Raw genomic sequence first — 21,130 nt, 5'->3', positions numbered from 1 at the left:
CCATGACACACGCCGCCCCCGATGCCGCTTCCGCCCCCCTCGCGCAGCATCACGACCGGATCCTGATCCTCGATTTCGGCAGCCAGGTGACGCAGCTCATCGCCCGCCGGCTGCGCGAATCCGGCGTGTACTGCGAGGTCTGGCCCTTCAACGCCGCCCCCGATGACCGCATCCGGGCCTTCGCGCCCAAGGGCATCATCCTCTCGGGCGGGCCGGCCAGCGCAACCGATGAGGGCAGCCCCCGTGCCCCGCAGGCGATCTTCGAGATGGGGCTGCCGATCCTCGGCATCTGCTACGGCCAGCAGGTCATGGCGCATCAGCTCGGCGGGCTGGTGGAGGGCGGGCATCTGCGGGAATTCGGCCGCGCCCATATCGACGTGACCGGCGACTGCGCAATCACGCAGGGCGTCTGGGCCCCCGGCGCGCGCGAACAGGTCTGGATGAGCCACGGCGACCGCATCACCCGCCTGCCCGAAGGGTTCCGCGTGGTGGCGGCCAGCGAGGGCGCGCCCTTCGCCGTGATCGCCAATGACGAGCGCCGCTACTACGGCACCATGTTCCACCCGGAGGTGGTGCACACGCCGCATGGCGCCGCGCTGCTGAAGAACTTTTCCCACATCGTCTGCGGCTGCTCCGGCGACTGGACCATGGGGGCCTTCCGCGCGGAGATGATCGCCAAGATCCGGGCGCAGGTCGGCACCGGCCGTGTGGTCTGCGGGCTGTCGGGCGGCGTCGATTCCTCGGTCGCCGCGGTGCTGCTGCATGAGGCGATCGGCGACCAGCTGACCTGCATCTATGTCGATCACGGGCTGATGCGCGCGAATGAGTCCGAACAGGTGGTCTCCACCTTCCGCGACCGCTTCAACATCAAGCTGGTGCATCGCGACGCCAGCGACCTCTTCCTCGGCCAGCTCTCCGGCGTCACCGACCCGGAGATCAAGCGCAAGACCATCGGCCGGCTGTTCATCGAGGTCTTCGAGGAGGAGCAGCAGAAGATCGGCGGCGCCGATTTCCTGGCCCAGGGCACGCTCTATCCGGACGTGATCGAGAGCGTCTCCGCCACCGGCGGCCCCAGCGTCACCATCAAGTCGCACCACAATGTCGGCGGCCTGCCGGAGGGGATGCGCATGAAGCTGGTGGAGCCGCTGCGCGACCTGTTCAAGGACGAGGTCCGCGTGCTGGGCCGCGAGCTTGGCATCCCCGAGACCATCGTCGGCCGCCACCCCTTCCCCGGGCCCGGCCTCGCCATCCGCATCCCCGGCGAGGTGACGAAGGAGAAGGCCGATATCCTGCGCCATGCGGATACGATCTACCTGGAGGAGATTCGCAACGCCGGCCTGTATGACGCCATCTGGCAGGCCTTCGCCGTGCTGCTGCCGGTGCGGACCGTCGGCGTGATGGGCGATGGCCGCACCTATGACAGCGCCTGCGCGCTGCGCGCCGTGACCAGCACGGATGGCATGACGGCGGATGTCTACCCGTTCAGCATGGAATTCCTGACCCGCGTGGCGGCGCGCATCGTGAACGAGGTGCGCGGCATCAACCGCGTGACCTACGACATCACGAGCAAGCCGCCCGGGACGATCGAGTGGGAATGACGCGCGGTCGGGACGGCGACACGCGGAGGCTCTGGCGGACAGGGCTGTAGACGCCGCGCCGGCCCTCGGCGCTCCAGATCGGTGCCCGGTCCAGGGGCGAGCCTCCGGTCTGACCTCCTATCCGGCCTCGGCAAGGCGCGCCCGCAGCGCCTCGTTTTCGCGCTCAAGCGCCTCCAGGCGGTGGCGGATCGGGGCGAGCCCTTCGGCCAGTTCCGCCTCGGTGAAGCGCGGGGTGATGTGCTGGGGGCAGTTCCAGTCCAGGGCCTCGACCACGATCACGAAGCCACGCTCGATCCGCGCCGGGTATTCCGGCAAAGCGAGGCGGTCGGCCAGCGCCGCATCGGCCGCGAGATCGACGGCATGCATCCGGCCCAGCAGTTTCAGCCGCCGCCGATTGGGATAGTCCATCAGGAACAGCGCGACCCGATCCTCGGTCGCGACATTCCCCAGCGTGAGGTACTGCTTGTTGCCCGCCAGGTCGGCGAAGCCGAGGCGGCGGTCATCGAGGACCTTCAGGAAGCCCGGCGGCCCGCCGCGATGCTGCACGTAGGGCCAGCCATCGGGATTGACGCTGGCAATGTAGAAGCTGTCGCGCGCCGCGATAAAGGCGGCTTCCCGCGGCCCGAGCTGGTCGAACAGCGCCTGGCCGCCCTCCATCCGGGCATAGGCCGCCCGGCTGCCCTGGGCGGCCTGGGCGGCGCGCGCGGCGGGGCTGGTGGCCAGTTCGAGAAAGCGGTGACCCATGATGCGCTCCGGGGCGAAGGGGTGACCGGCGGAGGAAAGGTGCGCCTCCGCCGTGCGGGCGGAGGTCAGGCTGCGGCGCGGACGACCGGGAAGTCGATCTCGGTGTCGGCCACGTTGTTGATGAGGTTGGTGAAGACGTTCAGCGCCACCAGGCCGACGATCTCGACGATCTGCGCCTCGGTGAAGCCGGCCAGCTTGACGGCGGCGAGGTCCGCATCGCTGACGCGGCCGCGCTCGGTGGCGACCCGGGCGGCGAAGGCGACGGCGGCATCCGCCTTGGGATCCTTCGAATGACCCTGGCGGTTGGCGGCGATCTCGGCCGCGTCCAGCCTGGCCATGTTCAGGGCGAGATAGCTATGCGCCGAGAGGCAATAGTCGCAGCCATTTACCTGGGCCACGGCGAGCGCGATCCGTTCGCGCGTCTTGGCATCGAGCGCCTTGGACAGCGACCCGTTGAGGCCCAGCAGGCCCTCCAGCGCCGCCGGGCTGAGGGCGACCAGGCGGAACAGGTTGGGCACGACGCCCAGGGATTTCTCGACGGCGTCCAGCAGCGGCTGAGAGGCGGCAGGGGCGGCGGTGCGAGCGGGGATGGTCAGGCGGCTCATGGCTTGGCTCCGGGCAGCGGGGCCGCTGCGAGGCCTTGGATGCGCCGATCAGGAGACGATGATAATTCCTTCTATTGACAGTTCATTGTTTCCAATCCTGAAATAATGGAATGGATCGCCTGGATGCCATGCGCGGCTTCCTCGCCGTTGCCGACCGCGCCAGCTTCGCCGAGGCCGCACGCCAGCTGCGCTGGTCGCCGGCGACGACGACGCGCGCGGTCGCGATGCTGGAGGCGGAGTTCGGCGTCGCGCTGTTCAACCGCACCACCCGCGCCGTCCGCCTGACCGAGCGCGGCGCGCTTCTTGCCGACAAGTGCCGCGAGCTGCTGGCCGAGATCGAAAGCGTCCGCAGCCTGGTACGCGGCGAGGATGCCGCGCCGCGCGGCACGCTGTCGGTCACCGCGCCGGTGCTGTTCGGGCGACTGCATGTCCTGCCGGTTGCCGAAGCGCTGGGCGCGGCCCATCCCGGCCTCGTCATCCGGCTGACCTTCGTCGATCGCGTCACCCATCTGGTCGAGGAGGGGTTCGACGTCGCCGTGCGCATCGGCGACTTGGCGGAAAGCGCGCTGGTCGCCGTCAAGGTGGCGGAGGTGCACCGCGTCGTCGTCGCCAGCCCCGCCTATCTCGCGCGGGCCGGCCGGCCCAATGCGCCGGCGGAGCTGCGCCAGCATCGGATCATCTCCTTCGACGGCGTGGGCTCGACCGACGACTGGCGCTTCGGGCCCCAGGGCCAGACCGTCGTCCGGATCACGCCGCAGCTGTCGATCAATGCCGCGGACGCGGTGATCGATGCGGTCGAGCGCGGCCAGGGCGTCGCCCGCCTGCTGTCCTACCAGGTGCGCGAAGCGGTCGCGGCGGGACGCCTCTGCCGCATCCTGGCGGAGAGCGAGCCGGAGCCCGTGCCGGTCAGCCTCGTCTACCAGGCGAGCCGGCGGGCTTCGCCGAACATCCAGGCCTTCGTGGGCGAGGCGCGCCGCTACTTCGCGCGCACAAGGCTCTGCCTGCCTGAACCGAGCTAGGGCCCCATCTGCGGCCCGCCGAAGGGCGGGCCGTGCCGGCCTCACACCGTCCGGACGGTGCCGCCGTCGATGACGAATTCCGCGCCGTGGATGGCGGCCGCGCGGTCGGAAGCCAGGTAGGCGATCAGGTCCGCGACCTCATGGGGCTCCGCCCCACGCCCGATCGGAATGCCGCGCCGCCCTCGGCCGTCGTCAGGTCGGCCTGCACGAAGTCCATTCCCTGCACCGGCTGCCGCAGGCCGCGCGCCGCGGTGATCACCCGCGCGCCGCCGGCCAGGAAGCGGTCGACCGTGGCGCGTCCCAGCCCCTTGGTGCCGCCGCTGACAAGCACGCGCTTGCCCGCGAATTCCTCCGGATCCACCTTCACAGCGTGATCTCCAGCGCCTGGATCGCATCGCCGCCGAGGGTGAAGCGATAGGTGAAGCGGATCGGGCTGCCCTTGAAGTCGCCATGGGCGGGGCCTTCGAGGACCAGCTGGTCCTTCTCCTGGCGGGCGGTGTCCGGCGTGAAGATCGCCCGGACCGGGACCACCTCCTCCTCGAACAGCTTTCGCAGCCCGGCCTGGCCAGCAAAACGCTTGCCATTGTCGAGGACGACCGCGTCCCGGGCGAAGGGCTGCAACATGGAATCGACGTCGAGACGGGCATTGGCCTCGACGAAAGCCGCGACGGGCTCGGGCAGTGGGATGGGCATGGCCTGGTTCCTTGATGATGGCAGTGCCAATCTGGGGCTCGACAATGCCCGGGATAATCGGGACAAAGCGGCACGCAGCATCACGAAAACCGGGATAATGGCGCGACCCAGCCTGATCGAGCTCGAGGCCGTGCTGGCCATCGTCCGGCACGGCTCCTTCCGCGCGGCGGCGCTGGATCTCGGCCTGTCCACCACGGCGCTGAGCCATGCGGTGGGCAAGCTGGAGCGGCAGCTGGGCGTCCGGCTGCTGAACCGCACCACGCGCAGCGTCTCCCTCACCGATGCCGGGCGCAGCTTCGTGGAGCAGGTCGGCCCGGCGCTGGGGGCCATCCAGGGCGCGATGGACACGGCGCGGGCGCAGCAGGAAACCCCCTCCGGCACGCTGCGGATCAACGCCTTCCCCACGGGAGCGCGCGAGATCCTGGCGCCGCTGATCCTGGCATTCCTGCGGCGCCATCCGCGGGTGCATATCGACCTGGTGACGGAGGGGCGGCTGGTGGATGTCGTGGCCGCCGGCTTCGATCTCGGGCTGCGCGGCGCGGATCTCGTGCCCGCCGATACCATCGCCCTGCCCCTCGGCCCGCCGCGGCGCTTCGCGGTCGCGGCCTCGCCCGCCCATCTCGACCGCCATGGCCTGCCGCGGCTGCCGCAGGACCTGTTGGCGCATCCCTGCATCCGCGTGCGGCTGCCGAATGGCGCGCTGTATCGCTGGCGCTTCGAAAAGGCGGGGCAGGACGTGCAGATCGACGTGCAGGGCCCGATCACGCTGGATGAGGCCAGCCTGTCACGGCTCGCGGCGCTGGATGGGGTCGGGATCGGCTATTTCATGGAGCCCGATATCCGCGAGGATCTCGCGGCCGGGCGGCTGGTCCAGGTCCTGCAGGACTGGACCCCGGCGCTGCCGCCGCTGTGTCTCTACTACCCCAGCCGCCGCCACGCCTCCGCGGCCTTCCAGGCTTTCATCGCCATGGCGCGCGACTTTGCCACGAAACGGGCCGATCAGCCCGGGACCAGGCTTGGCTCCGCCTCGGCCCGCTCGCCCGCCGCCTCCCAGCGCAGGTCCCCGACATAGCGCCTGGCCATGCGGCCCGCCTCGTCCAGGGTGAACAGGTGCAGCCAGCGATTGTCGAACAGCGCGCGCACCTGCTTGTGGCGGTCGAGGATGGCGGTGATCGCCTCGGCCGGTGCCTCCACCATCACGGCAAGGCGCAGCGGCTCATGCACCAGCCGCGTCCCGTCATGCACCGATTGCCAGGGCAGGCCGGGCCGCAGCAGGCCGCCATTGCCTTCGACCACGCCGATCCCGCCGGTGACATTGTGCAGCAACTTGTTGCCGGCGCCGAAGACCTCGGGCGCCACGGTCGATCCGTAGTATTGCAGGCTGATCCAGCTGGCGACGACGACGGGCGCGGTCAGGATCAGCTCCAGCACGCGGAAATCCTCGTCCCGGTGCCAGTCGTAGTCGTGCAGGAAGGCCCGGCCGGCCAGGTCGGCCCCCGCGGTGCGCGAGCGCGGCGCCGCGACGAAAGCCTGGCAGCCGGCCAGCGCCCATTCGGGGCGCAGCTCCGCCCAGTCCCGCGCGCGCAGCAGGATGTCCGCGCGCCCCCTGGCCCGCGGCAAGCGCAGCGCGCGCTCATCGCGCGCGAGCAGCCCGGCGGAGTCCAGCCAGCGCGCCGCCTGGTCGAGATCCCTTGCATGCGCGGCGGAGGGATGATCCTCCGCGTAGAGCGTCACCGCATCCGTCGTCGTATCGTGCAGCGCGCCGAGGAACAGCGTGTCCTCCGGAATGGCGATGCCGCGCACGGCAAGGCCCGCGCGCACCTCGCTGTCGTTGAGCAGGGCGGCCAGCAGCCGCGCATTCACCTCGCCCGTATAGCCGCCGCAGGCGCCGCAATGCAGGGCGCTGGCATGCGGGTTGTTGACCACATTGGCGCCATGCCCGGCCAGCAGGACCAGCCGCGCGAAGCCGCTGGTCAGCGACATGGCCTTCAGCACGGCGCTGGCCGTGGCCAGGCGGGTCTCCAGGTCCAGCGCCTGGGCCGGGCGCGGAGCCGGATCCTTCGGCGCCGCGGCCCGCTTCAGCGCCAGTGCATCGCGCAGCAGCCGGCCGACATAGATCGGACCCGCGGCCTCGACGAAGGCGAAGGAGGAGATGGCCGCCAGCTTGAAGCGCCCCCAGGCGCGCTTCGCGCGCGCGCCGATCCGCGCGGCCAGGTCCGCCTCCGCCACCTCCGGCGTCGCTTCGCCGGAGCAGGTGAAGACGGCCGGCTTCAGCAGCACCGGCAGCCGCGCCTCCACCACATCCGAGCCGAAGCGGCGATGGCCGAGGCCGAGGCCGAAGAAGCCCGCGAAGCCCAGCGTCTGGATGCCGGGATCCAGGCTTTCCAGCGCCCGCCGAAAGACTTCGGAACGCACGTCGATGCAGAAGGCCACCTGCAGTGCGGGCCGCGCAGAGTCGGCCAGCCGCGCCGGCGCCCGCGCCAGCAGCGCGCCAAACCGCCGCTGCGCCCCGCGCTCCGCCGCTTCCTGCAGGATGGCGTCCAGCACATCCTCCGCCGTCGGCGCCACCGGCTCGGCATAGGCGGCGATGGCGGCCTTCCAGCCGGGCGCGATCGCGGCCCCATAGCGGCGCAGCAGCGCGACCTCCCAGCTCAGGCGGATCGCCAGCAGGTCGGTCACCGTCGCATCCGTGCCGCCCTCCAACTCCGCCTGCCAGAGCCGATAGCGCGCCACCTGGCTCCAGCCGCCCAGCGTCACCAGCAGCCGGTGGAAATAGCCCGGCAGCGCAGCCTCCGAGAGGCCGAGCTGGGCGACGGCGTCTGCAATCGCCGCCTCCGCACGGATCGGCGCATCCACCACGGCCTGCGCGAAGCCCGGAAGGCCGAGGATCTCCGGCGTCAGGTCATGCGTCGCGACCATCCGCCAGGACGCATAGGCGCCGGCGGCGGGGGCGCTGGCCCAGAGCGCCTGGCCCTGGTCGAAATGGCTGGCCGCCCAATGGCCGATGCGTTCGTTGACGAGGCCGGGCCAGTCGATGCCGGCGGCCTCGCGCGCCAGTTCCGCCACCGTCGGCAGCGCCTGCGGCGGCGCGGCTTGCTGGCGCAAGGCCTGCGTCACGGCTTGGGGGGTCGCCGGCCGTAGCGCCGCCGGCGCCGCCTGCCAGGCCTCTTGCAGGTCCTGCGCGGCGATCTCGCCGGAGATAAGCCTGTCGGCATACCAGGCGCGCGGCATGGTCAGCGCGATGCCCGCCGCCCGCCGTAGGCGGGCCGCCGCGATCGCCAGCGGCTCTCCCGCCTGGCCGAGGAAGGGATTGACCGCGACGCTGGAGGCCAGCGGCCAGAGCGGGGGAATGGCGCGCGCCGCCTGGTCGGCCGCGGCAAGGATGGCATCGGGCGTCGGCAGCGGGGCTTCGGTCGTGGTCATGGGGAGGGTCCCGGTCTTCATGGCGTCACGAGGCCTTCCGCAGGGCCCAGCCGCCCAGCATCCGGTCGATCGCCGCATTGGCGTAGAGCCCGTTGGAGAGGTGGACGCGCAGCCCCGCCGCGGCGGGATGGGTGGCCCAGAGCGGGAACAGCGCCTGCGCCACGGCCACAAGGCCGAAGCTCAGCACGGCCAGCAGCATCAGCGTCCATTCCAGCCGGCCGGGCGCCGGCGTGGCGGGCAGCACCCCCGCCGTCAGGAATTCGGCGGCGCTCTGCAGCGCGAAGTATCCCACCGCGGCGGCGGCGGCATAGAAGGCCGTCCGGCGCGTCAGCGGCCGCGGCGCGGCATCCGCCAGGCCCTGGGCCAGCAGATAGGCGACGCCGAAGATCAGGATGCCGCCCAGCGCCAGCGCCTGGGGCGACTTCTGGCCGAAGCCGAAGGCGAGCCCGAAAGCGGCGCCGATCCCGGCATAGATGGCCAGCGCCAGCAGGAAGGCGCGGCCCACCGCCGCCCCATCGGGCACCGCCACCGGCCCCGGCCGGCGCAGCCCCGCCACCTGCTCCACCGCCCCGCCGGAGGCGAGGAAGGCATGCGCCTTGTAGAGCGAATGGGCCAGGATATGCAGCAGGGCCAGCGGGAACAGCGCCAGCCCGCATTGCAGGATCATGAAGCCCATCTGCGCCACGGTGGACCAGGCGAGCGAGGTCTTCACCGCCGGCTGGGTCAGCATCACCAGCGCGCCGAACAGCGCCGTGAAGCCGCCCAGCATGGCGAGCACCGCCAGCACGCCGGGGGCAGCCAGCATCACATCGGCGAAGCGGATCAGCAGGAAGCCGCCGGCATTGATGACGCCGGCATGCAGCAGGGCGGAGACCGGGGTCGGCGCCTCCATCACCTCGGTCAGCCAGCCATGGGTCGGGAATTGCGCGGATTTCAGCACCGCGGCCAGGGCCAGCAGGCCGGCGGCCGCGACGGCCAGCCAGGACCCCTGCCCTTCCCGGGCCAGCGCATTGATGGCGGCGATATCGGTGGTGCCGAAGCCGATCCAGGCCAGCAGCCCCGCACCCAGCAGTGCGCCGGTGCCGATGGCGGAAAAGACGCGCTTCTTCCGCGCCGCGCGCTGCGCCGCCACGCGCTCGGGGTAGAACAGCAGCAGGCGGTGCAACGCCAGGCTGGTGGCGATCCAGGCGGCCAGAAGCTGGGCCAGGTTGCCGGCCTGCACCAGGAACAGCACGCCGGCCAGCGCCGCGCAGAGCCAGCCCGTGAACCAGCCCTGCCGCGCCTCGCCATCCAGGTAGGTGCGGCTGTAGCGCAGCACGACCCAGCCGACGAAGGACACCAGCAGCAGCATGGCGGCACTCACCGCATCCAGCCGGGCGGAAAGGCCGATGCCACCCCAACCGACCAGCCCGCTGGTCCCGGAACCGCGCGCGAGCAGCAGCGCGAGCGACGCAAGGGCCACCAGCAGCGCGCCGAAGCCCGCCGCCTCCGCCAGGGCCGGCACCCGCGGCCCGCCGCGGCGGAAGGCAAAGACGGCGGCGGCGATCAGCAGCAGCGGCGCGAACAAGGGCAGCAGGGTGAGCAACACGGCAATCCCCGGGATCGATGGCGGCGCCCTCGATAGCGATCCGCATCGACCCAGAAAAATGCATTGTTCGCGTAGAATCGTTCGTTATAGACGAACGATATGGCCGAGCTGAACTACAACCACCTGCGCTACTTCCGGGCCGTCGCCCATGACGGCCACCTGACCCGCACGGCGGAACGGCTGAACCTGACGCAGTCCGCCCTCTCGGTGCAGATCCGCAAGCTGGAGGAGCGCCTGGGCCATGCGTTATTCGAGCGGCGCGGCCGGGCGCTGCACCTGACCGAGGCCGGGCAGATCGTGCTGGACCATGCGGACGCCATCTTCGCCACGGGCGAGGAAATGCTCGGCACGCTGCGGCAGACAGGGGGCACGCGCCAGGCGCTGCGCCTCGGCTCGCTGGCCACGCTGTCGCGCAATTTCCAGATGGAGTTCCTCCGCCCGGTGCTCGGCCGCACCGAGATCGACCTCATCCTGCGCTCCGGCAGCGCCGGCGAATTGCTGCGGGCGCTGGAGGCGCTGAACCTCGACCTGGTCCTGCTGAACCAGGCGCCGCCCGCCGATGCCCTGCGGCCCTTCGTCACCCATCGCCTGGCGGAGCGGACGGTGAGCCTGGTCGGCACGCCGGATCGCCTGGGCCATGCGGCCAGCCTGGCGGACCGGTTGCGCAGCCATCCCATCATCCTGCCGACGCTCGACAGCAGCGTGCGCACCGGCTTCGATTCCCTGGCCGATGCGCTGGGCGTGCGGCCGAAGATCGTGGCGGAGGTGGAGGACATGGCGATGATGCGCCTCCTCGCGCGGGAGGATATCGGCCTGGCCGTGCTGCCGCCCATCGTGGTGAAGGACGAGATCGCGGCGGGCGTGCTGGTGGAAGGCGAACAACTGCCGGGCATCGTGGAGACCTTCCACGCCGTCACCATGTCCCGCCGCTTCCCGAACCCCCTGGTCCGCCTGCTGCTGCAGCCCGCGATCACGCCGGCCGAAGCCTAGGGCCTGCGGACAGGGCCGGTCGACAAGCCGGGCGCGGCGCGCCAGATCGGGGCCGGCCGCGCCTGGCGAAGAAGGAGAGTGCAGTGGACATCGGCATCGACAGCTTCGCCGCGAAGCTCACCGGCACCAATGGCCAGGTGGAGGGCAGCGATGCCGACCGCATGGCCTTCCTGCTGGAGGAGGTGGAGACGGCGGATCGCGCCGGGCTCGATGTCTTCGGCATCGGCGAGCATCACCGGGAGGATTATCTCGACAGCGCGCCACCCGTGATCCTGGCCGCCGCCGCCGCCCGCACCCAGTCCATCCGCCTGACCAGCGCCGTGACCGTGCTCAGCGCCGCCGACCCGGTGCGGGTCTTCCAGGAATTCGCGACCCTCGACCTGATCTCCCGCGGCCGGGCGGAGATGGTGGTGGGGCGCGGCTCCTCGGTGGAGGCCTATCCGCTGTTCGGCCTCGACCTGAAGGATTACGACGCGCTCTTCATCGAGAAGCTGGAGCTGCTGCTGGGCCTGCGGGAAGCGAGCCATATCCGCTGGTCCGGCCAGTTCCGCCCGCCGCTGAATGGCCAGGGCGTCTTCCCGCGGCCGCAGCAGGAGAAGCTGCCGATCTGGATCGGCGTCGGCGGCACCCCTGAATCCTTCGCCCGCGCCGGGCTGCTGGGCCTGCCGCTGATGATCGCGATCATCGGCGGCGAGATCGCGCGCTTCCGCCCGCTGGTCGACCTGTATCGCCGCGCCGGCGCGCAGGCGGGCCATGCGCCGGAGAGCCTGCGCGTCGGCGTGCATGCCTTCGGCTTCGTGGCGGAGACCAGCGAGGAGGCGCGGGACCGCTTCTTCCCCGGCTGGCAGGCCATGTTCACCAAGATCGGCCGCGAGCGCGGCTGGCCGCCGGCGACGCGGGCGCAGTTCGACGCCCTGGTCAGCCCGCGTGGCGCCTTCCTGGTGGGCGACCCGGCGGAGGTGGCGGAGAAGGTGCTCGCCTCCTCCCGCGATCTGGGCGGCATCGACCGCCTGACCTTCCAGATGAGCTCCGCCGCGCGCGACAAGCCCGGCATGCTGCGCTCAATCGAGCTGCTGGGCCGCGAGGTGCGGCCACGGGTGCGCGCGGCGCTGGGCCTCTGATCGCCCGGGGGTGGATCAGCCGCCACGGCGGCGGCAAGATGGCCGCCCCAAGGGGGAGTGTACCGAAGATGTCCGCCGAGACGCGCCTGAAGGAATTGGGGCTGGACCTGCCGCCCACGCCCAAGCCCATGGGCAACTACGTGCCCTGGCGGATCGGCGGCGGGCTGCTGTTCCTTTCGGGCGTCGGGCCGCGCCGGGCCGATGGCAGCTCCATCACCGGGCTGGTGGGCGCCGATCTCGATGTGCAGCAGGGCTATGCGGCCGCCAGGCTCTGCGGCCTCAACCTGCTGGCCAATATGCGGGATGCGCTGGGCTCCCTGGACCGGGTGGACACCATCCTGAAGGTGCTCGGCATGGTCCGCGCGGTGCCGGAGTTCGGCCATCAGCCTGAGGTCATCAATGGCTGCACCGACCTGTTCGTGGAGGTCTTCGGCGAGGCCGGGCGCCCGGCCCGCTCCGCCGTCGGCCTGGCCAGCCTGCCGCGCGGCATCGCCGTGGAGATCGAGGCCGTGGTGCTGCTGAAGTGAGCGAGACCTTCGACTATGTCATCGTCGGCTCCGGCGCCGCGGGTTCGGTGCTGGCCAACCGGCTGACCGCCGACCCGGGCGTGACCGTCTGCGTGCTGGAAGCCGGCCCGCCCGACCGCAACCCCTTCATCCACCTGCCCGCCGGCTTCGTGAAGACGCTGGCCGACCCCGGCGTCACCTGGCAGTTCAAGACCGAGGGCATCCCGATGACGGGCGGCCGGCGGATCAGCACCACCCAGGGGCGGACGCTGGGCGGCGGGTCTTCCGTCAATGGCATGATCTACAATCGCGGCCAGCCCGCGGACCTGGACAGCTGGGCGCAGCGCGGCAATCGCGGCTGGGGCTATGCGGATTGCCTGCCCTACTACCGCCGCAGCGAGAATCGCATCGGCCTGGGTGACGAAACGCGCGGCCGCACGGAAGGCGGCATCCCCGTCACCGACATGGACTGGATCCACCCGGTCTCCGAGGCCTTCATCGAGGGCTGCCTCGGCCTCGGCATCCCGCGCGCCAGGGACTACAATTCCGGCGAGCAGGCCGGCGTCGGCTATTACCAGCGCACCATCCGCAACGGCCGCCGCGTCTCCGCCGCCCGCGCCTTCCTGCACCCGGCCATGGCGCGGAAGAACCTGGAGGTGCGCACCGATGCGCGGGCCAGCCGCATCCTGTTCGAGGGCAAGCGCGCCACCGGCATCGAATACCTGCACGGCCCGAACGAGGCGCCGAAGCGCGTGCTGGCGCGGAAGGAGGTCATCGTCTCCGCCGGCACCTGCAATACCGCGCGGCTGCTGCAGGTCTCGGGCGTCGGACCGGCCGATCTGCTCGGCCGTCTCGGCGTGCCGGTGGTGCATGAGCTGCGCGGTGTCGGGTCCAATTTCCGCGACCACTACGCCTCCCGCCTCGTGATGCGCGCCAAGCCGGGGGTGGAGACGCTGAACCAGCTCGGGCGCGGCCTGAAGCTGGGCGCGCAGCTCGCGCGCTGGGCCATGGGCAAGCCCAATATCCTCGCCACCGCCCCCTCCCACGTCCATGTCTTCTGGAAGAGTTTCGAGGGGCTGGACCAGCCGGACCTGCAATGCGTCTTCACCCCCGGCAGCTATGCCGAGGGCAAGGTCTATATCCTGGACGACTATCCGGGCGTCACCGCCGGGTCCTGGCAGCACCGGCCGGAAAGCACCGGCTGGGTGCGCGCGCGCAGCACGAATGTCTTCGAGGATCCGGAGATCAACCCGAACTACCTCTCGGACCCGATGGACATCCGCGTGCACCTGGCCGGCATGCGCCTGGTGCGCCGCATGCTGAACACGCCGCAGCTCTCCCGCTTCCTGGAGCGCGAGACCCTGCCCGGCCCCGCCGCGCAATCCGACGACGAGCTGCTGGACTTCGCCAAGAAGAACGGCAGCACCACCTATCACCTGATCGGCACGGCGCGGATGGGGCCGGATACGGACCCGACCGCCGTGGTGTCCGACCGGCTGCTGGTGCATGGCATGGCCGGGCTGCGGGTGGTGGATGCCTCCATCATGCCGTCCATGCCCTCGGCCAATACCTACGCGACCACGCTGATGATCGCGGAGCGGGCGGCGGATTTCATCATGGGCAAGGCGGCCTGAGGCCGGGCGCCGGCCGCCTGCCGGGGCGGCTGGACTGATCCGGGCGGAACGGCGGGGGCCAGGCCGCGTTGCCACCCCACCCCGATGCAATCGTCGCCCCGCCCCATGCCGCGCCTCGTCATCGCCATCCCGGCAAGGGATGAGGCCGCCCAGCTTCCCGCCTGCCTCGCCGCGCTGGCGGTCCAGCAGGGCGTGGCGGCGGCGGATGTGGCGGTGCTGGTGATGGCCAACAACTGCACCGACGACACCGCCGGCCTGGCCCGCGCCCTGGCGCCCCGCCTGCCCTTCAGGCTGGAGGTCGGGGAATGCCGGCTGCCGCCCGGCCGCGCCCATGCCGGCGGCGCCCGACGGGCGGCGATGGAGGCGGGTGCCGCCCTGTTCGGCGCCGACCCGCCGCAGGGGGCGCTGCTGTTCAGCACCGATGCCGATGGCCGCGCCACGCCCGGCTGGATCGCCGCCAACCTGGCGGCCTTCGCCGCCGGCGCGGATGCCGTGGCCGGCACCTATGCGCCCGACCCCGAGGAGGCGGCCCTGCTGCCCGCGCCGATGCGGCGGCGGGAAGCGCTGGAATCCGGCTACGCCGCGCTGCTGGAGGAGATGGCCAGCCTGGTGGATGCCGATCCGCACGACCCCTGGCCGCGCCATGCGGTGCATTCCGGCGCCTCCATCGCGCTGCGCCTCTCCGCCTATGAGGCCGTCGGCGGCCTGCCGGAGGTTCCGGTGGGCGAGGACCGGGCGCTGTTCGCGGCGCTGCAGCGCGCCGGCCTGCGGGTGCGACATTCGCCGGCGGCGCGCGTCATCGTCTCCTGCCGCCTGCAGGGGCGCGCCTTGGGCGGCATGGCCGATACGCTGCGCCGGCGCCTGGCGGAGCCGGAAGCGCCAGCGGATGAAAGGCTGGAGCCGGCGCTGGCCGCGCTGCTGCGGCTGCGCTGCCGGAACGCGCTGCGGCGCCTGCATGAGGGCCGGCCGCGACTGGGTGATCCGCGCCGGCTGGCGCTGGCGCTGGGCCTGCCCCTGGACCAGCTGCGGAAGATTGCCGCCATGCCGCATTTCTGGCCGGCCTGGGAGGCCTTGCAGCACGCGGCCCCCGCCCTGCAGCGGCGCCCCCTGCGGATGGCGGAGCTGCCGGGCGAAACGGCCCGGCTGCGCGCCCTGCTGAAGTTACTGCGCTTCGGGCGCAGCTGGGTCAGCGGCCGCGCAGCAGATCCAGCCGATAGCGCGGCCTGCGCTGCCGAAGCGTGACCTCCGCCCGCGGCGCCAGCGCGGCGCAGAAGGCTTCCGCGGCCGCGTCGCCGGTCTGCGGATAGTCGGTCTCCCCGGTCCAGTGCACCAGCAGGATGTCGCCGCCCGGCGCCAGGGCCTCGGCGACCCGCGTCGCGAGGCGATCGAGGTCCGCGGCGTCGAGGTAGTACAGGACCTCGGAGAACAGCATCAGGTCGAAGCGGCCCTCGGGCCAGTCCCGCGGCAGCACCGCCTGGCGGATCGTCACCTGCGGCAGTCCGGCGCAGCGGGTGCGGGCGGCTTCCAGTGGCGCCGCCGCGGCATCCACCGCCAACAGGGCCTCGCAGCGCGGCGCCAGGGCGGCGGTCAGCACGCCGATGGAACAGCCGGCCTCCAGCGCGCTGGCATGGCGCGGGCGCGGCAGGGCCTCCAGCGTGTCGCGGTACTTGTCGCGCTCATAGGCGCTTTCGGCGAAGCGCCAGGGGTCGGGATCGGCCTGGTACAGCGCCTCGAAATAGTCCGGCGGCAGGCTGGGCTTGGTCATACGGCCTCCTCCAGGAACAGTTCCTGCGGCCGGCAGGCCAGGTCCAGCAGCGCCTGGGGCAGCACGAAGCCAACCGGATCGTCGCGCACCACCTGGCCGAGCTGCGAGCGATGTGCCGCGATGGCGCGGCGCTTCGCAGGCAGCCAGGGCCGGACATCCAGCCGGTAGCCACGCGGCGGCGCCGGCATGCCGGGCGGCGGCGGCAGCGGGAAGCCGGGCACCGGATGGGCATGCGCCAGGCCCCAGACCGGATAGGCCAGCAGCCGCGCGCCGGGCGCCAGGCGCCGCTGCAGTGCCTGGGCCAGCACGAAGCTGGTGGCGTGGTCCGCATGCGGGTCGTGCTGCCAGGCGGCCAGGATGGTGCAGCGCGCGGGCGCGAGTTGCGCCAGCCGCGCCAGGGCTGCGTCGAAGGCCGGCCCCTGCCACGGCACGGCGCGGTCCGGCAGGCCGAGGAAATGCAGGTCCCGCCCCGCATCCAGCCCCAGCTCGGTCACCGCCGCGCGCGTCTCCGCCTGCCGCAGCGCCGCCAGGCGCGGCGGCGGCCAGGCCTCCGAGCCCGGATGCGACCCGGCGCCGTCACTGACCACCACCACGGTCACGCGCCGCCCCGCCGCGGCGCAGGCGGCGATCAGGCCGCCGCAGCCCAGGCTCTCGTCATCCGGATGCGGCGCCAGCACCAGCGCGGCGCCATCGGGGCCGAGCAGCGCGGCCGGGTCCGTGCCGGTGGGCAGGTCGCGCTCCGCCGCGCGCAGCCAGTCGCCGGCCTTCATCGGTCCCACAGGTCGCCGGGCTCGGCCTCCGCCGCCAGCACATGCGCGGCGGCTTCCACCAGCGCGCGATCCGGCGCCGGCTGGCGCAGATAGGTGGCCAGGTCGCGGGCCACGCGCTCGATGGGGTTGGGCCGCATGAAGGCCTGCAGGCCGATGGAGCGCTGCGCCAGTTCCAGCACATCCAGCGCCGCCCGCTCCACCGCCAGCCGCGCCAGGTTCACCTGCGCCACCACGTCGCTGGCGGGCTCGGCCGCCTCGGCGCGCTCGGCCGCCGCCACCACCCAGAGCCGCGCCGTCTCCGCGGCGATGGCCGCCTGGCCGAGACGTGCCGCCTGGTGCGGGTCACCGCCGCGGCCGGTGCGCCGCAGATGCGCGCGCAGCAGGCCCAGCACCGCCTCTAGCCCGCCGCATTGCACGGCGGCGAAGCGCCAGGCGCCGCCGGAGAAATCGGGCTGCCGCAGATAATCGCCCGGCACTCCGATGGCCGAAGCCGGCAGCCCGGTGAAATCCACCGCGCCGGTGGCGGAGGCGCGCATGCCCTGCGCGGTCCAGGGGGCGAGATCCGCGCGCTCGCCCGGCGCCAGGGCCACCAGCAGCATCTGCGGCGGAGCCTCCGCCGCCTCGCGCGCCGTCACCAGCGCACGCTCCACCCAGCCGGCGCCGGAGCACAGGATCTTGCGGCCGCGCAGCACGCCATCAGCCAAGGCCAGCGGCGCCTCCCCGAAGCCATCGGTGTTCCAGACGCCGAAGAGGCGCCCCTGCCGGGCATCCCGGGCCGCGGCCTCCGCCTGGGCCGGGCTGCCATGGCGCAGCACCAGGCGCAGCGCATTCACATGCCCCTCGAAGACCCGGCCGAGCGGCAGGCTGGCGCGGCCGATCAGGCGCAGGGCATTGGTCAGCGGCAAGGCGCCATCGGGCGAGGTGCCGAGGCCCGCGCCCCCCATTCCCACCGGCAGCGGTGCGGCCAGCAGCCCGGCCTGCCGCAAGGCCGCCAGGCCGCCCTGCGGGAAGCTGCCATCCTCGTCCAGCCCGGCGGCTTCCGCCCTGATGACCGGCGCGGCATCGCGCAGCGCATCGAGCATGGCGGCGGCGGGGTCGCGCAGGACCACCGGGTCCGGCAGGCGGTGCAGGCCTCTCATGCGGCAGCGGCGCGGCGCATTCCGTATTCCTTGATCCAGCCACGCCGCGGGAAAGCGGCGGGTGGAAGGGGTAACGGCCGGCGGCGCGAAAGGATGCAGCGCCGCGTCAGGCGGCGAGCCTGGCCTCCTGCGCGGCCTCCGCCAGGATGCCGAAGGAGCGCAGCCGCGCCGCATGGTCATGCACCTGCGCCGTCACCATCAGCTCGTCCGCGCCGGTCTCCGCCAGCAGGGACTGCAGGCCCTGCCGCACGGTGTCCGGCCCGCCGACGATGGAGCAGGACAGCGCATTGTCCAGCATCGCCTGCGCCCGCGGGTCCAGCCGCTCCGCAAAGCCCTCCACCGGGGCGGGCAGCTTGCCGGCGCGGCCGGTGCGCAGGTTCACGAAGGCTTGCTGCAAGGAGGAGAACAGGAATCGCGCCTCCGCATCGGTGGGCGCCGCCACCACATTCACCCCCAGCATCACATGCGGCGCGGCGAGGCGCGCGGAGGGGCGGAAGCGGGCGCGGTAGATCTCCATCGCCGCCCGCATCTGCGCCGGCGCGAAATGGGAGGCGAAGGCATAGGGCAGGCCCAGCATGGCCGCCAGCTGCGCGCCATAGGTGGAGGAGCCGAGGATCCAGGCCTCCACCGCCAGCCCGGCCCCCGGCACCGCGCGCAGCTGCTGGCCCGGCTGCTCCGGCTCGAAATAGGCCAGCAGCTCCATGACATCGCGCGGGAAATCGTCCTCCTGCACCAGGCTGCGGCGCATCGCCTGGGCGGCCAGCTGGTCCGTGCCCGGGGCGCGGCCGAGGCCGAGGTCGATACGGCCGGGATGCAGCGCGGCCAGCGTGCCGAACTGCTCCGCCACCATCAGCGGCGCATGGTTGGGCAGCATGATGCCGCCGGCGCCGATGCGGATGCGGCTGGTGCCGGTGGCGACATGGGCCAGCGCCACGGCGGTGGCGGCGCTGGCGATGCCGGGCATATTGTGGTGCTCGGCCATCCAGAAGCGGTTGTAGCCGAGCTGTTCCGCATGCCGCGCCAGATCGGCGGAATTGCGCAGCGCCTGGCCGGCATCGCTGCCTTCGGGAATGGGCGAAAGGTCGAGGACGGAGAGCGTGGTCATGCCAGCTATATGGGCATGCGCCCGCCCCGCCGGAACCCGCTGCGGCGGGGACCGGACCCGCGTGAGGAGATGAGCTTGATCGTCCTGCAGACGCTGGGCACCCGCGGCGACGTGCAGCCCTTCCTCGCTTTGGCCTGCGGCCTGCGGGATGCGGGCCTGCCCGTGCGCCTGGCCACCGCGCCCCGCTTCCAGGCGGCGATCGAGGCAGAAGGCCTGGCCTTCGCCCCCCTGCCCGGCGATCTGCTCGAGCTGATCGATACGCCGCAGGGCCGCGCCGCCATTGCCGGCCGCCACCGGCTGCTGGCGACACTGCGCCTGCTGCGCGGCCGCGGGCCGATGTTCCGCGCGCTGCTGGAGGCGCAGTGGCAGGCGGCGCAGGGCGCGTCCCTGCTGGTCTGCCATCCCAAGGCGCTGGGTGGGGCGCATATCGCGGAGCGGCTGAGCATTCCCTGCTTCGTCGCGCTGCCGCTGCCGGCGCTGGCGCCGACCCGCGCCTTTCCCTCCCCGCTGCTGCCCTTCGCCGAGCTCGGCCCGCTGAACCGCGCCAGCCATGCGCTGATGCTGCGCGCCGCGGACCGGCTGGCGCGCGTGCCGCTGCGCGACTGGCGGGCGCGGCGGCTGGGGCTGCCGCCGGCTGGCCGAGGCGCCGCGCCGGCCGGGGTGCTGCAGGCCTACAGCCCGGCGCTGCTGCCGCGCCCGGCGGATTGGGATGCGCGGGTGCATGTGACGGGGGCCTGGGTGATGCCGGCGCGGCCGTGGAGCCCGCCCGCGGCGCTGGCCGCCTTCCTCGCCGCCGGGCCACCGCCGGTCTATCTGGGCTTCGGCAGCCTGCCGGCCGAGGATGCGGCCCGGATGGGCGCGCTGGTGGCGGAGGCGCTGGCCCTGGCCGGGCAGCGCGGCGTGCTGGCCACCGGCTGGGGCGGCCTGGCGCTGGCGGCACCGCGGCCCGGGCTGCATGTGATCGAGGAGGCGCCGCATGGCTGGCTGTTTCCGCGCATGGCGGCGGTGGTGCATCACGGCGGCGCCGGCACCACCGATGCGGGGCTACGGGCCGGCCGCCCGTCCGTCCTCTGCCCCGTCTTCGGCGACCAGCCCTTCTGGGGCCGCCGGGTGCAGGCGCTGGGCGCGGGGCCGGCGCCGATCCCCTACCGGGCCCTGACCGCGCCGCGCCTGGCCGCCGCGATCCGCGAGGCGGTGGGCCATCCGGCCTTCGCCGCCGCCGCCGCGCAGCTAGCGGCCCGGATGGCCGAGGAGGATGGGGTGGCCGAGGCCATCCGCATCCTGCGCCCGACCCTTTAGCTTGCCGCGGCGCGCCGGGGTGCGCTGGCGGCGGGGCCGGGCAGGTCGATCTCGATGGCCAGCGTCGACATGTCGCCGCCGCGGTCGAGCGAGACATTCACCCGGCCGGGGTCGATCGCGACATAGCGCGCCACCACCGCCACGATCTCCATCTGCAGCTTCGGCAGGAAATCCTCCCGCGTCCGCCCGATGCGCTCATGCGCCAGGACGATCTGCAGCCTTTCCTTGGCATTGGCCGCGGTCGGCGGCTCGGCCCTGCGGCCCTTGAAGAGATCAGCAAGCCAGCTCATGCCGCCCTCCCCCCGAACAGGCGTGAGAACAGACCCTTCTTGGTGGGCTCCAGGAAGCGGTGTTCGATCTTGTCGCCCAGGAAGCGCCCGACCGCGTCCTTGTAGGCCTGACCGGCGGCGCTTTCCTGGTCCATGATCACCGGATTGCCGGTGTTGGAGGCCTTCAGCACGCTCTCGCTCTCCGGGATCACGCCGAGCAGCGGGATGGCCAGGATCTCCCGGATATCCTCCAGCTTCAGCATCTCCCCCTTCTCGACCCGGGCGGGGTCGTAGCGGGTGACGAGGAGGTGTTCCTTGACCGGCTCCCGCTTGTCCTCGGCGCGCTTCGACTTGGACTGCAGCACGCCCAGGATGCGGTCGCTGTCGCGGACCGAGGAAACCTCGGGGTTGGTCACGATGATCGCCTGGTCGGCGAAGTACAGCGCCAGCAGCGCGCCCTTCTCGATGCCGGCGGGGCTGTCGCAGACGATGTAGTCGTGGTCCTTCGACAGTTCCTCGATGATCTTGCCGACGCCTTCCTTGGTCAGCGCGTCCTTGTCCCGGGTCTGGGAGGCCGGCAGGATCGAGAGGGTGTCCACCCGCTTGTCGCGGATCAGCGCCTGGTTCAGCCGCGCCTCGCCGCTGATGACATTGACGATGTCGAAGACCACCCGCCGCTCGACACCCATGATCAGGTCGAGATTGCGCAGGCCCACGTCGAAGTCGATGACGACGGTGCGCTTGCCGCGCTGCGCCAGGCCGGTGGCGATGGCGGCCGACGATGTCGTCTTGCCGACCCCCCCCTTGCCAGACGTGACCACGATGATTTCCGCCATGCTGACCCCCTGAACCGCGCCCCCCG

The 21,130-nt window shown here is 72.4% G+C and carries 22 protein-coding genes; 9 read left to right on the top strand and 13 right to left on the bottom strand.

Annotated features, from left to right (window positions below; translation table 11 throughout):
• Positions 1–2 precede the first annotated feature (2 nt).
• Positions 3–1,598: a glutamine-hydrolyzing GMP synthase gene (guaA, locus tag J3S20_RS08335; RefSeq protein WP_216835986.1), complete on the top strand. Its 1,596-nt coding sequence runs from the start codon at positions 3–5 to the stop codon at positions 1,596–1,598.
• A 117-nt stretch (positions 1,599–1,715) separates the two neighbouring features.
• Here guaA and J3S20_RS08330 read toward each other — a convergent pair whose 3' ends face one another.
• Positions 1,716–2,342 carry a pyridoxamine 5'-phosphate oxidase family protein gene (locus J3S20_RS08330; protein ID WP_216835985.1) on the bottom strand — a complete coding sequence of 209 codons (627 nt, stop codon included), beginning with the start codon at positions 2,340–2,342 and terminating at the stop codon, positions 1,716–1,718.
• A gap of 65 nt (positions 2,343–2,407) precedes the next feature.
• Positions 2,408–2,947 carry a carboxymuconolactone decarboxylase family protein gene (locus J3S20_RS08325; RefSeq protein ID WP_216835984.1) on the bottom strand — a complete coding sequence of 180 codons (540 nt, stop codon included), beginning with the start codon at positions 2,945–2,947 and terminating at the stop codon, positions 2,408–2,410.
• A gap of 110 nt (positions 2,948–3,057) precedes the next feature.
• Between J3S20_RS08325 and J3S20_RS08320 the strand changes: the two genes are divergently transcribed.
• The gene (locus J3S20_RS08320) at positions 3,058–3,966 is read left to right on the top strand and encodes a LysR family transcriptional regulator (RefSeq protein ID WP_216835983.1); all 909 of its coding nucleotides are present in this window, start codon (positions 3,058–3,060) and stop codon (positions 3,964–3,966) included.
• A gap of 41 nt (positions 3,967–4,007) precedes the next feature.
• On the opposite strand, the gene J3S20_RS31095 is transcribed toward J3S20_RS08320, so the two are convergent.
• The 3 genes from J3S20_RS31095 to J3S20_RS30165 are packed head-to-tail and all read right to left on the bottom strand — an operon-like array spanning position 4,008 to position 4,659.
• Positions 4,008–4,091, bottom strand: a complete 84-nt coding sequence (locus J3S20_RS31095; RefSeq protein WP_343215199.1) for a hypothetical protein — start codon at positions 4,089–4,091, stop codon at positions 4,008–4,010.
• Positions 4,091–4,333 (bottom strand): hypothetical protein, encoded by a 243-nt coding sequence (locus J3S20_RS30170; RefSeq protein ID WP_343215202.1) that lies wholly within the window; start codon positions 4,331–4,333, stop codon positions 4,091–4,093. Before J3S20_RS30170 ends, J3S20_RS31095 begins: the two co-directional genes overlap by 1 nt.
• A complete protein-coding gene (locus J3S20_RS30165) occupies positions 4,330–4,659 on the bottom strand; it encodes a nuclear transport factor 2 family protein (RefSeq protein WP_246602499.1) in 330 nt (109 codons plus the stop codon). The genes J3S20_RS30170 and J3S20_RS30165 overlap by 4 nt, the downstream gene beginning before the upstream one ends.
• A gap of 97 nt (positions 4,660–4,756) precedes the next feature.
• Here J3S20_RS30165 and J3S20_RS08310 point away from each other — a divergent pair, with 97 nt between their 5' ends.
• Entirely contained in the window at positions 4,757–5,731 is a 975-nt protein-coding gene (locus J3S20_RS08310) for a LysR family transcriptional regulator (RefSeq protein ID WP_216835982.1), read from the top strand.
• Here J3S20_RS08310 and J3S20_RS08305 read toward each other — a convergent pair.
• Positions 5,659–8,082 (bottom strand): YbcC family protein, encoded by a 2,424-nt coding sequence (locus J3S20_RS08305; RefSeq protein ID WP_216835981.1) that lies wholly within the window; start codon positions 8,080–8,082, stop codon positions 5,659–5,661. The genes J3S20_RS08310 and J3S20_RS08305 overlap by 73 nt on opposite strands.
• 25 nt (positions 8,083–8,107) lie before the next feature.
• Complete coding sequence (locus J3S20_RS08300) at positions 8,108–9,667, bottom strand: proton-conducting transporter transmembrane domain-containing protein (protein WP_246602497.1); 1,560 nt, start codon at positions 9,665–9,667, stop codon at positions 8,108–8,110.
• A gap of 102 nt (positions 9,668–9,769) precedes the next feature.
• Between J3S20_RS08300 and J3S20_RS08295 the strand changes: the two genes are divergently transcribed.
• From J3S20_RS08295 to J3S20_RS08275, 5 genes are all read left to right on the top strand, one after another.
• A complete protein-coding gene (locus J3S20_RS08295; RefSeq protein ID WP_216835979.1) occupies positions 9,770–10,660 on the top strand; it encodes a LysR family transcriptional regulator in 891 nt (296 codons plus the stop codon).
• Between the two features lie 83 nt (positions 10,661–10,743).
• Positions 10,744–11,781, top strand: coding sequence for an LLM class flavin-dependent oxidoreductase (locus J3S20_RS08290; RefSeq protein WP_216835978.1), 1,038 nt, complete (start codon positions 10,744–10,746; stop codon positions 11,779–11,781).
• A gap of 68 nt (positions 11,782–11,849) precedes the next feature.
• A complete protein-coding gene (locus tag J3S20_RS08285) occupies positions 11,850–12,308 on the top strand; it encodes a RidA family protein (protein WP_216835977.1) in 459 nt (152 codons plus the stop codon).
• Positions 12,305–13,921: a GMC family oxidoreductase gene (locus J3S20_RS31090; RefSeq protein ID WP_216835976.1), complete on the top strand. Its 1,617-nt coding sequence runs from the start codon at positions 12,305–12,307 to the stop codon at positions 13,919–13,921. The genes J3S20_RS08285 and J3S20_RS31090 overlap by 4 nt, the downstream gene beginning before the upstream one ends.
• Positions 13,922–14,026: 105 nt before the next feature.
• On the top strand, positions 14,027–15,163 hold the full coding sequence (locus J3S20_RS08275; protein WP_216835975.1) for a glycosyltransferase: 1,137 nt from the start codon (positions 14,027–14,029) through the stop codon (positions 15,161–15,163).
• Here the strand turns inward: J3S20_RS08275 and J3S20_RS08270 are convergent.
• From J3S20_RS08270 to J3S20_RS08255, 4 genes are all read right to left on the bottom strand, one after another.
• The gene (locus J3S20_RS08270; protein WP_216835974.1) at positions 15,108–15,686 is read right to left on the bottom strand and encodes an SAM-dependent methyltransferase; all 579 of its coding nucleotides are present in this window, start codon (positions 15,684–15,686) and stop codon (positions 15,108–15,110) included. The two genes, J3S20_RS08275 and J3S20_RS08270, sit on opposite strands and share 56 nt — an antisense overlap.
• On the bottom strand, positions 15,683–16,456 hold the full coding sequence (locus J3S20_RS08265; RefSeq protein ID WP_216835973.1) for a PIG-L deacetylase family protein: 774 nt from the start codon (positions 16,454–16,456) through the stop codon (positions 15,683–15,685). The genes J3S20_RS08270 and J3S20_RS08265 overlap by 4 nt, the downstream gene beginning before the upstream one ends.
• Positions 16,453–17,595, bottom strand: coding sequence for an acyl-CoA dehydrogenase family protein (locus tag J3S20_RS08260; RefSeq protein WP_216835972.1), 1,143 nt, complete (start codon positions 17,593–17,595; stop codon positions 16,453–16,455). The genes J3S20_RS08265 and J3S20_RS08260 overlap by 4 nt, the downstream gene beginning before the upstream one ends.
• 106 nt (positions 17,596–17,701) lie before the next feature.
• Complete coding sequence (locus tag J3S20_RS08255; RefSeq protein ID WP_216835971.1) at positions 17,702–18,700, bottom strand: LLM class flavin-dependent oxidoreductase; 999 nt, start codon at positions 18,698–18,700, stop codon at positions 17,702–17,704.
• Positions 18,701–18,769: 69 nt separating this feature from the next.
• Here J3S20_RS08255 and J3S20_RS08250 point away from each other — a divergent pair, with 69 nt between their 5' ends.
• Positions 18,770–19,999, top strand: coding sequence for a glycosyltransferase (locus J3S20_RS08250; RefSeq protein ID WP_216835970.1), 1,230 nt, complete (start codon positions 18,770–18,772; stop codon positions 19,997–19,999).
• On the opposite strand, the gene minE is transcribed toward J3S20_RS08250, so the two are convergent.
• Together minE and minD are read right to left on the bottom strand one after the other, a co-directional pair.
• The gene (gene minE, locus J3S20_RS08245) at positions 19,996–20,289 is read right to left on the bottom strand and encodes a cell division topological specificity factor MinE (protein WP_216835969.1); all 294 of its coding nucleotides are present in this window, start codon (positions 20,287–20,289) and stop codon (positions 19,996–19,998) included. The genes J3S20_RS08250 and minE overlap by 4 nt on opposite strands.
• Complete coding sequence (minD, locus tag J3S20_RS08240; RefSeq protein WP_216835968.1) at positions 20,286–21,104, bottom strand: septum site-determining protein MinD; 819 nt, start codon at positions 21,102–21,104, stop codon at positions 20,286–20,288. Before minD ends, minE begins: the two co-directional genes overlap by 4 nt.
• Positions 21,105–21,130 lie beyond the last annotated feature (26 nt).

Source organism: Falsiroseomonas tokyonensis (assembly GCF_019024325.1).
GTDB classification, from domain to species: domain Bacteria; phylum Pseudomonadota; class Alphaproteobacteria; order Acetobacterales; family Acetobacteraceae; genus Falsiroseomonas; species Falsiroseomonas tokyonensis.
This window is presented reverse-complemented; position numbering and strand designations above follow the sequence as displayed.

What these genes read in the sequence shown, in the direction of transcription:
- guaA (WP_216835986.1), top strand. Translation starts at nt 3, where the DNA reads ATGACACACGCCGCCCCCGATGCCGCTTCCGCCCCCCTCGCGCAGCAT.
- J3S20_RS08330 (WP_216835985.1), bottom strand. Translation starts at nt 2,342, where the DNA reads ATGGGTCACCGCTTTCTCGAACTGGCCACCAGCCCCGCCGCGCGCGCC.
- J3S20_RS08325 (WP_216835984.1), bottom strand. Translation starts at nt 2,947, where the DNA reads ATGAGCCGCCTGACCATCCCCGCTCGCACCGCCGCCCCTGCCGCCTCT.
- J3S20_RS08320 (WP_216835983.1), top strand. Translation starts at nt 3,058, where the DNA reads ATGGATCGCCTGGATGCCATGCGCGGCTTCCTCGCCGTTGCCGACCGC.
- J3S20_RS30165 (WP_246602499.1), bottom strand. Translation starts at nt 4,659, where the DNA reads ATGCCCATCCCACTGCCCGAGCCCGTCGCGGCTTTCGTCGAGGCCAAT.
- J3S20_RS08310 (WP_216835982.1), top strand. Translation starts at nt 4,757, where the DNA reads ATGGCGCGACCCAGCCTGATCGAGCTCGAGGCCGTGCTGGCCATCGTC.
- J3S20_RS08305 (WP_216835981.1), bottom strand. Translation starts at nt 8,082, where the DNA reads ATGACCACGACCGAAGCCCCGCTGCCGACGCCCGATGCCATCCTTGCC.
- J3S20_RS08295 (WP_216835979.1), top strand. Translation starts at nt 9,770, where the DNA reads ATGGCCGAGCTGAACTACAACCACCTGCGCTACTTCCGGGCCGTCGCC.
- J3S20_RS08285 (WP_216835977.1), top strand. Translation starts at nt 11,850, where the DNA reads ATGTCCGCCGAGACGCGCCTGAAGGAATTGGGGCTGGACCTGCCGCCC.
- J3S20_RS08275 (WP_216835975.1), top strand. Translation starts at nt 14,027, where the DNA reads ATGCCGCGCCTCGTCATCGCCATCCCGGCAAGGGATGAGGCCGCCCAG.
- J3S20_RS08270 (WP_216835974.1), bottom strand. Translation starts at nt 15,686, where the DNA reads ATGACCAAGCCCAGCCTGCCGCCGGACTATTTCGAGGCGCTGTACCAG.
- J3S20_RS08265 (WP_216835973.1), bottom strand. Translation starts at nt 16,456, where the DNA reads ATGAAGGCCGGCGACTGGCTGCGCGCGGCGGAGCGCGACCTGCCCACC.
- J3S20_RS08260 (WP_216835972.1), bottom strand. Translation starts at nt 17,595, where the DNA reads ATGAGAGGCCTGCACCGCCTGCCGGACCCGGTGGTCCTGCGCGACCCC.
- J3S20_RS08255 (WP_216835971.1), bottom strand. Translation starts at nt 18,700, where the DNA reads ATGACCACGCTCTCCGTCCTCGACCTTTCGCCCATTCCCGAAGGCAGC.
- J3S20_RS08250 (WP_216835970.1), top strand. Translation starts at nt 18,770, where the DNA reads ATGAGCTTGATCGTCCTGCAGACGCTGGGCACCCGCGGCGACGTGCAG.
- minE (WP_216835969.1), bottom strand. Translation starts at nt 20,289, where the DNA reads ATGAGCTGGCTTGCTGATCTCTTCAAGGGCCGCAGGGCCGAGCCGCCG.
- minD (WP_216835968.1), bottom strand. Translation starts at nt 21,104, where the DNA reads ATGGCGGAAATCATCGTGGTCACGTCTGGCAAGGGGGGGGTCGGCAAG.